This window comes from Desulfonatronum lacustre DSM 10312 (assembly GCF_000519265.1).
Taxonomy (GTDB): Bacteria; Desulfobacterota; Desulfovibrionia; order Desulfovibrionales; family Desulfonatronaceae; genus Desulfonatronum; species Desulfonatronum lacustre.
In genome coordinates, this window is sequence record NZ_KI912608.1 from 110,254 (window position 1) to 124,152 (window position 13,899).

14 protein-coding genes are annotated in these 13,899 nt (G+C 61.9%); 11 read left to right on the forward strand and 3 right to left on the reverse strand.

Annotated elements, in window-relative coordinates; translation table 11 throughout:
- Positions 1 to 26 precede the first annotated feature (26 nt).
- From DESLA_RS0100545 to DESLA_RS17875, 11 genes are all read left to right on the forward strand, one after another.
- Positions 27 to 908, forward strand: a complete 882-nt coding sequence (locus tag DESLA_RS0100545) for a branched-chain amino acid ABC transporter permease (RefSeq protein ID WP_028570961.1) — start codon at positions 27 to 29, stop codon at positions 906 to 908.
- A gap of 36 nt (positions 909 to 944) precedes the next feature.
- Positions 945 to 1,955, forward strand: a complete 1,011-nt coding sequence (locus tag DESLA_RS17855) for a branched-chain amino acid ABC transporter permease (protein WP_169732572.1) — start codon at positions 945 to 947, stop codon at positions 1,953 to 1,955.
- Between the two features lie 39 nt (positions 1,956 to 1,994).
- On the forward strand, positions 1,995 to 2,246 hold the full coding sequence (locus tag DESLA_RS0100555) for a hypothetical protein (RefSeq protein ID WP_028570962.1): 252 nt from the start codon (positions 1,995 to 1,997) through the stop codon (positions 2,244 to 2,246).
- Positions 2,246 to 2,536: a hypothetical protein gene (locus tag DESLA_RS17860; protein ID WP_051434249.1), complete on the forward strand. Its 291-nt coding sequence runs from the start codon at positions 2,246 to 2,248 to the stop codon at positions 2,534 to 2,536. The genes DESLA_RS0100555 and DESLA_RS17860 overlap by 1 nt, the downstream gene beginning before the upstream one ends.
- Positions 2,533 to 3,303: an ABC transporter ATP-binding protein gene (locus tag DESLA_RS0100565; RefSeq protein ID WP_028570963.1), complete on the forward strand. Its 771-nt coding sequence runs from the start codon at positions 2,533 to 2,535 to the stop codon at positions 3,301 to 3,303. Before DESLA_RS17860 ends, DESLA_RS0100565 begins: the two co-directional genes overlap by 4 nt.
- 16 nt (positions 3,304 to 3,319) lie before the next feature.
- A complete protein-coding gene (locus DESLA_RS0100570; RefSeq protein ID WP_028570964.1) occupies positions 3,320 to 4,054 on the forward strand; it encodes an ABC transporter ATP-binding protein in 735 nt (244 codons plus the stop codon).
- A 2-nt stretch (positions 4,055 to 4,056) separates the two neighbouring features.
- Complete coding sequence (locus DESLA_RS17865) at positions 4,057 to 5,403, forward strand: phenylacetate--CoA ligase family protein (protein ID WP_169732573.1); 1,347 nt, start codon at positions 4,057 to 4,059, stop codon at positions 5,401 to 5,403.
- Between the two features lie 272 nt (positions 5,404 to 5,675).
- Positions 5,676 to 7,871, forward strand: a complete 2,196-nt coding sequence (locus tag DESLA_RS0100580) for an alpha-amylase/4-alpha-glucanotransferase domain-containing protein (protein ID WP_028570965.1) — start codon at positions 5,676 to 5,678, stop codon at positions 7,869 to 7,871.
- 52 nt (positions 7,872 to 7,923) lie between these two features.
- Positions 7,924 to 8,625 (forward strand): DNA/RNA nuclease SfsA, encoded by a 702-nt coding sequence (gene sfsA, locus DESLA_RS0100585; RefSeq protein ID WP_028570966.1) that lies wholly within the window; start codon positions 7,924 to 7,926, stop codon positions 8,623 to 8,625.
- A 19-nt stretch (positions 8,626 to 8,644) separates the two neighbouring features.
- The gene (locus DESLA_RS0100590; protein ID WP_051434251.1) at positions 8,645 to 9,046 is read left to right on the forward strand and encodes a cupin domain-containing protein; all 402 of its coding nucleotides are present in this window, start codon (positions 8,645 to 8,647) and stop codon (positions 9,044 to 9,046) included.
- 81 nt (positions 9,047 to 9,127) lie between these two features.
- Positions 9,128 to 10,876: a DEAD/DEAH box helicase gene (locus DESLA_RS17875; protein WP_084031780.1), complete on the forward strand. Its 1,749-nt coding sequence runs from the start codon at positions 9,128 to 9,130 to the stop codon at positions 10,874 to 10,876.
- A gap of 15 nt (positions 10,877 to 10,891) precedes the next feature.
- On the opposite strand, the gene DESLA_RS0100600 is transcribed toward DESLA_RS17875, so the two are convergent.
- From DESLA_RS0100600 to DESLA_RS0100615, 3 genes are all read right to left on the reverse strand, one after another.
- Positions 10,892 to 11,851, reverse strand: a complete 960-nt coding sequence (locus DESLA_RS0100600) for a radical SAM protein (RefSeq protein WP_028570968.1) — start codon at positions 11,849 to 11,851, stop codon at positions 10,892 to 10,894.
- Between the two features lie 507 nt (positions 11,852 to 12,358).
- Positions 12,359 to 13,453, reverse strand: coding sequence for a lipid II:glycine glycyltransferase FemX (locus DESLA_RS0100610; protein ID WP_028570969.1), 1,095 nt, complete (start codon positions 13,451 to 13,453; stop codon positions 12,359 to 12,361).
- A 217-nt stretch (positions 13,454 to 13,670) separates the two neighbouring features.
- Positions 13,671 to 13,877 (reverse strand): hypothetical protein, encoded by a 207-nt coding sequence (locus tag DESLA_RS0100615; protein ID WP_156932814.1) that lies wholly within the window; start codon positions 13,875 to 13,877, stop codon positions 13,671 to 13,673.
- Positions 13,878 to 13,899 lie beyond the last annotated feature (22 nt).

Below are 13,899 nucleotides of genomic sequence, written 5' to 3' on the forward strand. Positions count from 1 at the left end.
CCGTTCTTTTCGCCTCTTTCCTTGCCATGCTCCTTGACCAACTTCCGCAATTCCTGCTGTCCGGCCTGACCTCCGGCAGCATTTACGCCCTGGTGGCCGTGGGGTTCTGCATCATCTACAACGCCACGGGTTTGGTGAATTTCGCTCAGGGTGAGTTCGTGATGCTTGGGGGCATGCTGATGATCGGGCTGACCCAGGACATGGGCTTGGCCATGCCGGCGGCTTTTGTGACGAGCATCGCGGCGGCCATGCTGCTGGGCGTCTTTCTGGAGCGGGTCCCCCTTGGCCTGGCCCGGTCCCGCCACGTCCTGATCCTGGTGCTGGTCACCGTGGGTTTTTCCATTGCCGCACGCGGGGCGGCTTCCTTGATTTGGGGCAAGACCGCCCGGGCCTTGCCCGCGTTTTCCACCGAGGCCCCGCTCTTACTGGCCGGTGCGGTGATCTCTCGTCAGGCCCTCTGGATATTGGCCGTGACCATGACCTGCGTGGCCCTGCTGCATCTCTTTTTTCAGCGTACCTCCGTGGGACAGGCCATCCGGGCCGTTTCCGACAATCGTCACGGCGCGGTCCTGGTGGGCATCCCCGTGGCCCGGATGGTGATGGTTTCCTTCGCCCTGAGCGCGGGTTTGGGGGCCACGGCCGGGATGCTCATCGCGCCGATCACGGGCATGCACTACAGCGCCGGGGTGATGCTCGGGCTGAAGGGCTTTGCCGCGGCCATTCTCGGAGGATACGGCCATGTCTGGGGCGCGGTGGCCGGCGGGCTGCTGCTGGGGGTCCTGGAATCCCTGGCGGCCGGATTCATTTCCTCGGCCTACAAGGACGCCTTGGCGTTTCTGATCCTCCTTTGCGTCCTGTGGGTTCGACCAGCGGGATTGTTCGGCCAGGCCGCGACGAGACGGGTGTGAGGGGAAAGGATGAGCGAAGCGAAACCAGGATTGCGGATGAACAGGAATGAGAGGGGGCGTCGAGAGGGAGGCAGGGCGCGGTTGGCGTCCTGGACGCCGTATGCGGCCCTGGCGGTGGCCGTGCTGGCTACGCCCTGGGTGGTCACGGACACCTATTTACTTTCATTGGGCAGCCTGATCGGGGTGTTCGCCCTGGCCGTGACCGGCCTGAACCTGCTCATCGGCATGGCCGGGCAGGTTTCCCTGGGCCAGGCCGCTTTCTTCGGTCTGGGGGCGTACGGTTCGGGCGTTCTCAGCGTCCATTTCGGGCTCCCGGTGGGAGCGGCCATGCTCGTCGCCGTGGCCGTGGCCTGCCTCGTGGCCCTGGTTTTGGCCGTGCCCACGCTCAAACTGGAAGGCCATTATCTGGTCATGGCCACCCTGGGCTTCAACATCATTTTTACGATCGTTTGCATCCAGTGGGAAGCCGTGACCGGAGGCACTTCCGGGCTGTTCGGCATTCCCGGCATGGAACTGGCCGGATTGAACCTCAGCGACGACCGCAATTTCTTCTATCTGGTCTGGGCCGTGCTGCTCCTGGTGCTCTGGCTGTGCGCCAACTTTCTGCGCACCCGCCCGGGCCGGGCCTTGCGCAGTCTACACCAGGGCGATCTGCTGCCGGCTTCGCTGGGCGTGCCGGTGACTCGCTACAAAGTCGGCCTGTTCGTGGCCGCGGCCCTGCTCACCGCCCTTGCAGGAGCCCTGTACGCCCACTATTTCCAGTTCATCAGTCCGCACAGCTTCGACATGTTCGTCTCTCTCCAACTGGTGACCATGACCGCCCTGGGCGGCCTGGGCAACCTTTGGGGCGGCATCTTCGGCGCGGCCTTCCTGCTTCTGCTCCCGGAATGGCTCCACGCCTGGCCCGACCTGATGATCCTGCTCCACGGCTTGATCCTGATGCTTGTCCTGATGTTCTGCCCCAAGGGACTCTTGCCGGCGGTCGTGGAGGGTGGAAAGCGAGTGGTGGGCGTTCTTCGAGGGAGCCGGGGAAGGAAGGGCATTTGATGGTTCGTTGCCTGCAAAATTTAACGGAGAGGCGTCGAAATGGAAGCACATAGGGAAGTCATCGTTCCAGATGGCCCATCTCATTGCATCAAAATTCCACAATGGGCGATAGGACGCAATGTTGAAGTCATTGTAATCCCGGTCGCTGATGGCAAGGAATCGCAAATTCAAGATGCAAGAAAGGACCATGTCAAAGGCCCGCTCGCCGCATTGGGATTTGCCAAGCGATTTCGAAAAACCAGATCCACGGATGATTGGATGCGTGAACTCAGGGAAGGAGAGCTATCTTAGTGGGTTGGGTCGTGGATACCTGTGTTTTGATCGATGTGCTTGATGAAGACGCACGCTATGGAAAGGCTTCCGCCGTGACCTTGCAGGGGATGCTGTCTCAAGGATTGGTTGTTTCTCCGATATCTTTTATCGAACTGTCTCCTGCTTTTATGGGAGACCTACATGCGCAACGGCTTTTTTTAGACGAGTTGTCCGCAGCCGCGGACTTCAGGGCGGTCTTTCCCGACTTGATCATTGTCGATCCAGGGCAAGAGGCTGAGTCTGGACAGTTGGGAACGCATCACTCATGAGCGACAACGGATCACATCTCCTTTCCCTGCGCGACGTCTCCCTGCGTTTCGGCGGCTTACAGGCGCTTTCGAACATTACCGTGGGCGTGTCCTCGGGGTTGTGGACGGCGTTGATCGGGCCTAATGGGGCTGGGAAGACGTCGCTTTTGAACGTGATCTGCGGGCTGTACGCGGCTCAGCGCGGGGAGGTGGTTCTGGGCGGGCAGCCTTTGGACGGGTTGGGCGTGCATCAACGGGCCGCGCTGGGGTTGGCCCGGACGTTTCAAGCCGTGCAACTCGTGCTGGAGATGCACGTTCTGGACAACCTACTCCTGGGGCTGCATTGTCGCGGTCAGGTTGGATTGTTGGGCCATTTACTGGGCAGCCCTGGCAGTCGGCGGGAGGAGCGGGCCTTGCGGGAGACGGGCTTGGCCGTGCTGGAACGCTACGATTTGGCCGACGTCTGGGACCGGCCTGTGAGCGAGCTGTCCTTGTGGCAGCGCAAGCTTCTGGAGCTGGCCAGGGCCGTGGTGGGCGAGCCTCGATTGCTGCTTCTGGACGAGCCCATGGGCGGGTTGACCATGGCCGAACGGGAAGCCATGGCCGAGCTGTTGCATGATCTGCGCGGCCGGGGGCTGAGCATGATCATGGTGGAGCACGACATGGACATGGTCATGACCCATACGGATCATGTCCTGGTGCTGCATCATGGCCGGTTGCTGGCTCAGGGGCCGCCGCGAGAGATTCAAGCCGACCCGGACGTGATCGCGGCCTACCTTGGGGAGTAGGGGGGAATAGGGGAACATGCTGCGCATTCGCAATGTGAGCGCCGGATATGCCGGGATCGCCGTGCTGCACGGGGTCAGTCTGCACGTGGCCCAGGGCGAGACGGTTTGCCTGGTGGGGGCCAACGGGGCGGGGAAAAGCACCCTGTTGCAGGTGATCAGCGGTTTGGTCCGGCCCTTTTCCGGCGAACTGCGGTTCGAGGACGTTGATCTGACGACCTTGCCGCCCCACCGGATCGTGGCCGCTGGACTGGTCCAGGTTCCGGAAGCCCGGGAGCTGTTTCCGTCCATGACCGTGCGGGAGAATCTGGACCTGGGAGCCTTCGCCCTGCGCCGGGCGGCCCAGGCGGAGATTCGGGCTAATCGTTCCAGATTGCTGGAACTATTTCCGGTTCTGGGGCAGCGTCTGGAACAGAAGGCCGGCACCTTGAGCGGCGGCGAGCAGCAAATGCTGGCCATTGCCCGGGCCCTGATGGCCAAGCCCCGGCTGCTGATTTTGGACGAACCGTCCCTGGGGTTGGCGCCTTTGGTGATCAAGGAGATTTTCCGGACCTTGCGGGATCTGCGGACTGAAGGCCTGACCATCCTGCTGGTGGAGCAGAACGCCCTGGCGGCCATGCGCATCAGCGACCGGGCTTACGTCCTGCAGGCCGGAAGGATGCTGCTCAGCGGCACGTCCGAGGAACTGCAGGGCAACGATGATTTTCGCCGGGCGTACCTGGGCCGGGACTACAAGGCAAAATGGGAGCGCTGATCATGGAGCACGCCATCTGGAATCCGCAAGCGGAATGCATGGATCGGGAGAGCCTGGGGCAGGTCCAGTTGGAACGCTTGCAGATGACCCTCAATCTGGTTGTCCGCAACGTGGATTTTTACGCCAAAAAATTTCGGGAGATCGGGCTGCTGCCCGAGGATGTCCGGGACGTGAGCGACCTGGCCGGGCTTCCGTTCACGACCCGGGACGACCTGATCCGGGCCTATCCCTACGGCCTGTTCGCCGTGCCGCTGCGCAACGTGGTCCAGTTGCGGCTGGCCGCTTCCAGCGTCGAACCCATCGTGGTGGGCTATACGCGGCAGGACCTGCGGATGTGGACCGAGCTGATGTGCCGGGCCATGACCGCGGCCGGAGCGGGGCGCACGGACATCATCCAGGTGGCCTTTCACTATAGCCAGTTTCCCGGAGCCTTCACCTTCAATCAGGGCGCGGAATCCCTGGGCGCGGTGCTTACCCCGGCGGCCACGGTGTCCGGGGCCTTGCAGATCAAGATGATGCGGGACTTCCGCTCCACCGTGCTGGCCGGCACCCCGGCCTTTGCCCTGAGCCTGATCAAGACGCTTCAAGATGTGGAAAGCCGGACATCGGCTGAAGGCTCAGGTCAAGGGGAAAGCGGCTCCGGGCTGCATCTGCGGGTGGGCCTGTTCGGGCCGGAGGCGCTGCAACCCCAGGTGCGCGGGCTGCTGGAGCGCGGCCTGGGGCTCCGGGCGTATTCGGTCTACGGAGTGGCGGAAATGATCGAACCGGCCCTGGCCGCGGAATGCGTCCAGCAAAGCGGCATGCATCTGGCCGAGGACCATTTTTACGTGGAGATCGTGGACCCGAAAACCGGACAGCCACGGGCCCCCGGCGAGGAAGGCGAGGTGGTGGTGACCAGCCTGACCACCCAGGGCTATCCGCTGATCCGTTTCCGGACTGGGGACATCAGTAGACTGCATTTGGCGGCCTGTCCCTGCGGCAGGACCTCGGCCCGGCTGTCCCCGGTTTTTCGGCGCAGTGACGACGCTGTCTCGGTTCGCGGCATTCGGGTCCATCCCGGACTGGTGGAACAAGTGATCCGGGACGTGGCGCCGGAGTCTCCGGATTTTCGGTTGGTGATCCAAACGGTGCACGGGTTGGGCGACCAGGTGGAACTGGTCCTGGCCCATCCCGAGGACGGCCCACTGCCCGGGGCGACCCTGGAGACCCTGCGCGCTCAACTTCGCCGCGTCCTGGGCCTCGGCCTGCGCCTGCGTCAAGTTCCGGCCAATCGCCTGCCGCTGGCCGGATTGACCTACAAAACCACGTTTCAGGAGCGCGAAACTCCGGCTTCGGAACTCCCGTTTTGAGGGGTGGGTTCAGGATTCAGAATTCAGGTTGCGTAGCTACGCATTTTGTAACTACTCAGTACATTTTTTGTCCGCTCTTGCTCCGGCAATCGGTATCGGGGTCGGCGCTTCGCTATCGGAGTCGGAATCGAAACAGGAAAAATTAGAACGCATCCCAGCGTTTTCGATCCCGATCCCGATCCCGATCCCGATCCCGATACCGACCCCGGCAACAGAATTACTCTGTGCTGAGTAGTTACCGCATTTTTTTAAGTATTTCGAGAGGAACATACATGTCGCGGAGTCCGGTTTATTTCTCCCTGGTGCTGCATTTTCATCAGCCCGTGGGCAATTTCGACCATGTTTTCGCCAATGCCTACGATTTGGCCTACAAGCCGCTGTTGGATCACCTGTGGGACTATCCGGATATCCGGGTCGGGCTGCACTTTTCCGGTTGTTTGTTGGACTGGCTGCTGGAGCATCGGCCCGCGGTGCATGAACAGGTGGGCCGACTGGTACGCCGCGGGCAGGTGGAGATTCTGGCCGGCGGGTATTACGAGCCCGTGCTGCCCATGCTTCGGCCCGAGGACGCCCAGGGGCAGGTGCGGATGCACATTCGGGCCATGGAAGACCTCTGGTCTGTCACGCCCACCGGGCTTTGGCTGACCGAACGGGTCTGGGAGCCGCACCTGCCGTCCTGGCTGGCGCCCTTGGGCCTCCGCTACAGTCTGGTGGACGACAACCATCTGCATCGGGCCGGAGTGCGATGCCTGCTCGGAACCTGGCTGACCGAGGACTGCGGCCATCCCTTGCGCCTGTTGGTCAACCTCAAGCCGCTGCGCCGATTGATTCCCTGGCAGCCTCTGGACGCGGTCTGGGCCATGCTGGGCGATTTGGCCGCCTTGGGCCGGGACGTCGGCATAGCCCCGCTGGCCTGTCTGGGGGACGACGCCGAGCGATTCGGACTGTGGCCCAGAACCCACGAGCATTGCTGGGAACAGGGCTACATGCGCCGCTTTTTCGACGGGTTGCTGGAGCGGCGGGACTGGATCAAGACGGTCACTCCGACCGAGTACATGGAGCGTCACGCGGACCAGGGCCGGGTCTACCTGCCCACGGCCTCTTATCTGGAAATGATGGACTGGGCCATGCCCACCCAGGAGGCCGCGACCCTGGGGACCTATCGCCGGGCCTGCGAGACCCAGGATATTTCCCGGTTTCTGTCCGGCGGGTTCTGGCGCAACTTTCTGGTCAAATATCCGGAAGTGAACTGGCTGCAGAAGCGAGGGCAGGATCTTTCCCGGGCCCTGGACGGGCTAGCCGTGGAACGGGGCGGGGACGCAGCCGTGGAGTCGGGTCGCAAGCGGGTTTGGGCCAGCCAGTGCAACTGCGCCTACTGGCACGGGGTCTTCGGCGGGGTCTACCTGACCCATCTGCGTCAAACCAATGCCGCCAATCTCCTGGCGGCCCAGGAAGAGTCCGGCCTGTGGCCATCTCCCCACTGGTCCGTTCGGGACGTGGACGTGGACGGACGTGAGGAACTACATGCGCGGTTCGGTCCCTGGCAGCTCTTTCTGAGCCCGGCCAACGGGGCCGCGGCCAAGGAACTGGACTACCTGCCCAAGCGCCTGAATCTGGCCACGGCCTTTGCCCGCCATCCCGAACCGTATCATCAGGCCCTGCGGGAAGCCGCGGAAAAAGGCGAGGTGATCACGCCGAACCATCCGCAATGGAAGGAGTTCTTCCACATCCATTCCGCGGAGGTCCGGGCCAAGGAACCGGGGCTGGAACGATTCCTGGACTATGACCGGTTCGACCATATGCCCTTCGCGGATTATCTCCTGCCCGACGAGACCAGTCTTGATGATCTGACCCACGGACGCTTCCAGCCCTTGGCCAGCTCTTGGCAAACGGCCATGACCTGGGAGGTTCGGGAACTGAAGGAGGGGATGGAGGCGGCGTTTGCGGGCCGGATGGCTTTTACTGAAAAGTCTTCCGAAGAGTCTTCCGAGAAGTTTTTTGGGGTGCCTTCCGAGAAGCCTTTGGGAAAACCTTCGCGATGGCTCGATGTGGAGAAGTCCTTTCGGTTGTTCACGGATCGGGTGGAGGTGGATTACCGGATCACGGCATGCGGGGGGGATGTCCGAAACGCGATCTGGGTCACCGAGCTGGCCTTGGGCCTGACTTCGCGGTGTACCGGACGATCGCATGGCAATGGCGGTGAGGAAGAGGAGAAAGACCTCGAACAGTCCTGGAGTTTCGCTGCTCTCGCGGACGTGACCTTTGCCTGTCCCTATTCCCAGGGCCGGTTTCTGGTGGAGGTCAGCCCGGAGGCCACGTTGCGCCATGTTCCGCTGTGGGCCGTGACCAAGTCCGAAAGCGGCTTCGAGCGCACCCCTCAGGGCTCGGCGTTTTATTTCTGTCGTCCTCTGCGACTGCTCTCCGGCGAACAGGAACGGTTTCGTCTGAGGTTGCGGTTCGTCGAGTAGGGGCAGGCCACGGACCTGCCTCTACGGAACGCGAAGTGCCGAGATTATCGAAATGTTGCTCCCCGAGCCTTTGATCACTGGTGTTCTGATCCGGCGCTATAAGCGCTTCCTGGCGGATGTCCGCCTGGAGAGCGGCGACGTGGTCACGGCGCACACCCCGAACACCGGGTCCATGCTCGGGTGTTCGAGTCCGGGCAGCCGGGTCTGGTTGAGCCGGGCGGAGAATCCCAAGCGCAAGTATCCCTGGACCTGGGAGCTGACCGAGTCCGAGTCCGGCATGCTGGTGGGCATCCATACCGGACGGAGCAACGGCTTGGTCTGGGAGGCCCTGGCCGCGGCAAAGGCGCCTGAACTGGCCGGATATCGCCCCGTGCGCCGGGAGGTCGTGGTGGAACACGGACGGATCGACATGCTGCTGGAAAATGCCGAGGGCCGGGCTTGCTACGTGGAGGTCAAGAACGTCACTGCGATGGAGGAGCAGGGTACCGCGATCTTTCCGGACGCCGTGAGCGTCAGGGCGTCCCGGCATCTGGAAGCTCTGGCCGAACTGGTCGCCAAGGGACACCGGGCCGTGATTTTTTTCTGCGTTCAGCGCGGGGACGCGCGAAAGCTGTCCCCGGCGGACGCCATTGATCCGGTTTATGGTCGGACCTTGCGCCGGGTGTTGGCCCAGGGCGTGGAGGCGTTGGCTTGGCGGGCGGAGGTTTCGCAACGGGCCATTGTCCTGGAAACACCGTTACCCGTGGTTTGTTGAAGAGGATGACGGAGGAAGAATGACGACGAGAACGCCCTTGACGCACCGAGGCTCCATGATGGACGAATACTTTTTCGAGGAGCGCTGTTTCATCAGCGAATGGTGGAACTCCGTACAGGACGCAGACGTGTCCGTGGCCAGGGCCCGCGTCCTGCCCGGCGTCACGACCCGCCTGCACCGTCTGCGCGGCATCATGGAGCGGTACATCATTCTCGAAGGCCAGGGCCTGGTGGAAATCGATGGGCGGCCTGCCGGAACCGTGACGCCTGGAGACGTGGTCCTGATTCCCCCAGACGTTTCTCAACGCATCAGCAATCCCGGGATTTCAGACCTGCTTTTTCTGGTCGTGTGCACCCCTCGATTCGTCCCCGAGGCCTACGAGGATTTGGAAAGCCCGGACGGCATCAAAACGGATCAATGATCCCGTGACCATTTTTTTTGTAACATCTCAAGCCATAGCGACCACGGCTCCCAAGCCAAGAACCCAAAAGGAATCCTGACCATGACAATTGAACGCTTTGAAGAACTGAATCTATCCGAGGAAACACTGAAGGCCATTCAGGAAATGGGTTTTGAGGAGCCGTCGCCCATCCAGTCCCTGGCCATTCCCATGCTGATGCAGGGCCGGGACGTCATCGGCCAGGCCCAGACCGGAACGGGGAAAACCGTGGCCTTCGGCATTCCGGTCCTGGAACAGGTCGACCCCGCAAGCCGGGACATCCAGGCCATCGTGCTCTGTCCGACCCGAGAATTGGCCATCCAGGTGGCCGAGGAGCTGAATACTCTGGCCAAATTCCGCAAGGGAATCACCGTGCTTCCGGTTTACGGCGGGCAACCCATCGACCGGCAGATCCGAGTGCTGCGCCAGGGGGCGCAGGTGATCATCGGAACCCCGGGCCGGGTCATGGACCACATGGATCGAGGGACCATCAAGCTGGACAAGATTCGGGTCGCGGTCCTGGACGAGGCGGACGAGATGCTGGACATGGGGTTTCGCGAGGACATCGAGAAGATTCTCCAGGCCGCGCCCACCAATCGCCAGACCGTGCTCTTCTCCGCGACCATGCCTCCTGAGATTCTGCGCCTGGCGGACACGTACCAGACGGACCGGCTGCTGGCCAAGGTGTCCCAGAAGGTGCTCACCGTGCCGAACGTCGAGCAGTTTTTCTACGAGGTGCCCCGTGGCTCGCGGCTGGAGGCCATGTGCCGGATCATCGACGTGTTCAACCCCAAGCTGAGCATCGTTTTTTCCAACACCAAGCGGAGCGTGGACCAGATCGTGGAGCACCTCCAGGCCCGAGGGTACATGTCCGAGGGGCTGCACGGGGACATGAACCAAGTCCAGCGCGACCGGGTGATGGGCAAGTTTCGCTCCGGCAATGTGGAGATTCTGGTGGCCACGGACGTGGCCGCCCGGGGCATCGACGTGGATGATGTGGAGGCGGTCTTCAATTTCGATATTCCCAGCGACGTGGAGTACTATGTGCACCGTATCGGACGCACGGGCCGGGCCGGGCGAACCGGACGGGCCTTCACCTTTGCCTCGGGCCGGGAATTCTACAAGCTGCGGGACATCCAGCGGTTCACCAAGGCCAAGATGGTCCAGCGCAGCGTGCCCAGCGTGGGCGACGTGGAGCAGGCCAAAACAGAAAAGTTCCTCAGCGGGATCCGGGAGAGTATGGTTCAGGGTGGTCTGGAAAATCAGGTTCGAGTGGTGGAGCACTTTTTGGAGAACGAACAGGTCTCTTCCCTGGATATGGCCGCGGCCATGCTGAAGATGCTCATGGGCCCGCCCAGGGAAGAGCAGAATGACGCGCTGCTGTTCAACGAGCAGTCCCGCGGTCGGCCCGGAGACCGGGATCGGGACCGGGATCGCCCTAGTGGCCCCCGCTTTCGGGAGAGCGGACCGCAGCAGGGCATGACCCGGCTGATGCTCAATGTCGGCCGCAATCAACAGGTGGAAGTGCGGGACGTGGTCGGGGCCATTGCCGGAGAAACCGGTCTCTCGGGCAGGCAGATCGGCAAGATCGTGATGCAGGACAATCGCTGCTTCGTGGAAGTGCCCACGGAATTCGCCAAGGACGTGGTCCGGGTGATGGACGGAAACCAGATCCGGGGGCAACGGGTCGAGGCCAAGGAAGTCTCCGATGGCGGACGAGCCGACGACGACCAACGCCCTATGCGCAAGCGACCGGCCACGGTTCGTCCGTTTCGGGCCAAGCGACCTAACTCGCAAAGCTGGGACAGGTAGGCGCGGCGGGCGCGTTTACACCAGGGCTCGCCAAAGACGCTCGGCCAAGCTCGCTTGACGCTGATCCAGACGGGTGATCCCGGCTTGGGCCGCGGCATTCAGAGCCTGGGCGAACTCCTCGCCGGTGAGCGGACGGCTCAGTTCCGGGAATGCGTTCGCGTTCCCGCACGGTCGGTATTGGTCCATGATGTTCACGTAGGTGTTCTGGGAGATTTTCCGGGCCAGGAATTCCATCCACTGTGCGGTTCCGGCCAGATCTTCCGGCATTACCAGATGCCGGACAAGCAGGCCGTGGACGGCGACGCCCCGATCGTCCAGCTCCAGGTCGCTCACTTGGCGGTGCATTTCTTTGATGGCTTCCCGGGCCCGTCCCGGGTAGTCCTCGGCCCGGCAGTACCGGGCGGCGGCTTCCGGGGCAAAGAATTTGGCGTCGGGCATGTAAATGTCCACCACGCCGTCAAGTCGGCGCAACGTCTCCAGGCTGTCGTATCCGCTGGAATTGTAGACCAGGGGCAAACACAGCCCCTGGTCCGCGGCAATGACCAGGGCTTCGAGGATCTGGGGCACGATGTGGGATGGGGTGACGAAATTGATGTTGTGGACGCCTTGAGCCTGCAATTCCAGCATGACGGCGGCCAGCTGTTCCGGAGTCGCCTCCGGAGCGTTCTTCCCGTGGTGGCTGATGTCGTGGTTCTGGCAAAATACGCAGGCCAGGTTGCACTGGGCGAAAAAGATCGTTCCGGACCCACCGCTGCCCACCAACGGCTCTTCCTCCCCAAAGTGCGGGCTGTAGCTGGCCACCTTGGCCCAGCGACCGATCCGGCAAAAGCCCGATTCCCCTTCGAGCCGGTTCACCCGGCACTGCCTGGGACACATGGCGCAGTCCCGTAGCGCCTCCACCGCCTCGGCGGCACGGGCGCGCAGTTCTCCGGCGGCGTGGAGTTGGAGATAGCCGGCTTCCGGCGTCTTGGTCATGCCGTCCTCCTTGGTTTGCGATCACGCTCCTTTCCCAAAAAACTACCCAGGGACAAGGCGAATGTCACGGGCTCGGATCGCGTTCACAATTCCGAACCCTGGTTGCGGGAACGAAAGCAACGCGAAGCCAGGACTTGACGGCGTGGCCAAAGGCAGGGAAAAGAAGAGAAGGCATGAGGCTCTGATTTAGAATCCATTCCAAGAGGTTTCCCGCCATGTTCATTTTCAGAAAATTCGCTCTCTCCGTCGAAGCATGGATAATCGGCATCGGCCTTTTCGCGTTGTTTGGAGTGATGGATATTTACGCGGCGTTGGTCTTATGATGGGACTTGGTCTCCGCGAAACGTTTTTGACGAGCAATTTCGCCGGCTGGATTTCACCGGAAACGGCGACATAACTTGTCGTGGTCCATGCGGTAACAATGCCCGCGCCCTGGAACGGATACCGTTCCAGGGCGCGGGCATTTTTTCGTGATGGAGGGAAGAGTGCGTGAATGGAGCCAGGCGGTTATAGACCGCTGTCCCTGGAAAGCGAGTCCGCGTTGCGATACGCGTTGTAGACGTCTTCGTTCAGCGGATAGTCCCAGGAGCCGCTACGCAGTTCGATGGTCCCGCCGAATCCGGTCTTGAAGCGGAACAGTCCGTAAAAAGGATGGTCCGGCGCGGCCCCGGGCGAGACCGCTCCCATATCGTAGCGGGTGCAACCTCGGCTTCTGGCCAGCCGCATGGCGGCCCAGTGCAGGGCGTAGGAACCCATGAACGTTCTGTTGGCCGTGGAGGAGGCACCGTGCAGGAAAACGGCGTTGCTCCCGGAAAGAGCGACGATCGCTCCGGCCAGCAGGTCGCTTTCATGCCCGGCCAACAGGAAATGCAACTCCGAAGTGTTGGATTTTAGGGCGTGGGCCTGGAACAGAGCCGCGAAGTGGCGATAATCGCAGGAGGGAAAGCCGTTACGTTTGGCGGTCTGGCGGTACAGGTCATAAAATGAGGGCAGCTTGTCCATGGAGGCCGGGGTTACGACGACGCCCTTGCGCCGGGCCAGCCCGATATTGTAGCGGGTCTTCGCCTTCATCCCGGCCAGAATCTCCTCTTCCGGACGACTGATGTCCACGACCAGGGAACTGGCCACGGTCATGTCCATTTCCGCCTTGCGCAGGTTCCAGTGCCTGGTGCCGATGTTCATGCGCATTTCCCGGATGCGCGGTTCCGGAAAGGCGCTCCAGCTTTTGGCGTGCATTTCCCCGGCGTACCGGGACTCCCAGGGCAGGTCGTAACGGATGAAGGCCACGGAAGGGTCCAGATGGCGGATCAGCGCTTCGGAAAGTTCTTCGAGGTACTGGCCACGATGATCCCCGGGCGGAGCGTGCTCCGGCCCCTGGGGCACGAAGGCTCCCAGGCTATCCCGACCCACGGGCTGGAGCAGGACCAGGACGTCGCCGCGATTGTCTTGGGCCGGGTTGGAAGTCGGCTCTGGGGTAAGGATGTCGAAGGCCACCGGCCTACATCCCAGGCGGGATTTAACATGAGCCCAGTAGTCGGACTGGAACAGAATGTCCGTGGGCAAAAGGGACTGGGTCTTTTTGGGAGCGAGGCGGACAGACATGATGGTGATGGATTCCGTATGAACGGTTGAACGAAAACGGGCAAGGGCCGTGGAAACAAACAAAAAGGGTTTCGGCCTTGCGGTCGAAACCCTTAGTTTTGCCATGATAGGGAGAAAACCAGGTGGCCTTGCGATGCAAGGCTTTTCTCAAGGATCCTCCAGGGGCAACGGAACGGAGACGCTCTTATCTGATTTCAAAGTTGTTGGCAACTATTGATTATTTCTTGAGTTTCTTGGCCAGGAAAACACGCAGTGGGCAGCGGCAGAAGTAGTCGTGCCCGAAGGACAGGGCGAACGCGCAATCCAGGGGAGTATCCTCACGGCACTTGATATAGCCGTCCAGCCCGAAATCTCGGGCTTCGCAGAGATCTTCGAAATCTTGCTGCTTGCATCGGAATTCTTTTGGACACTCAATTTCGGACATGATCCGCTCGATGGTTTCAAGG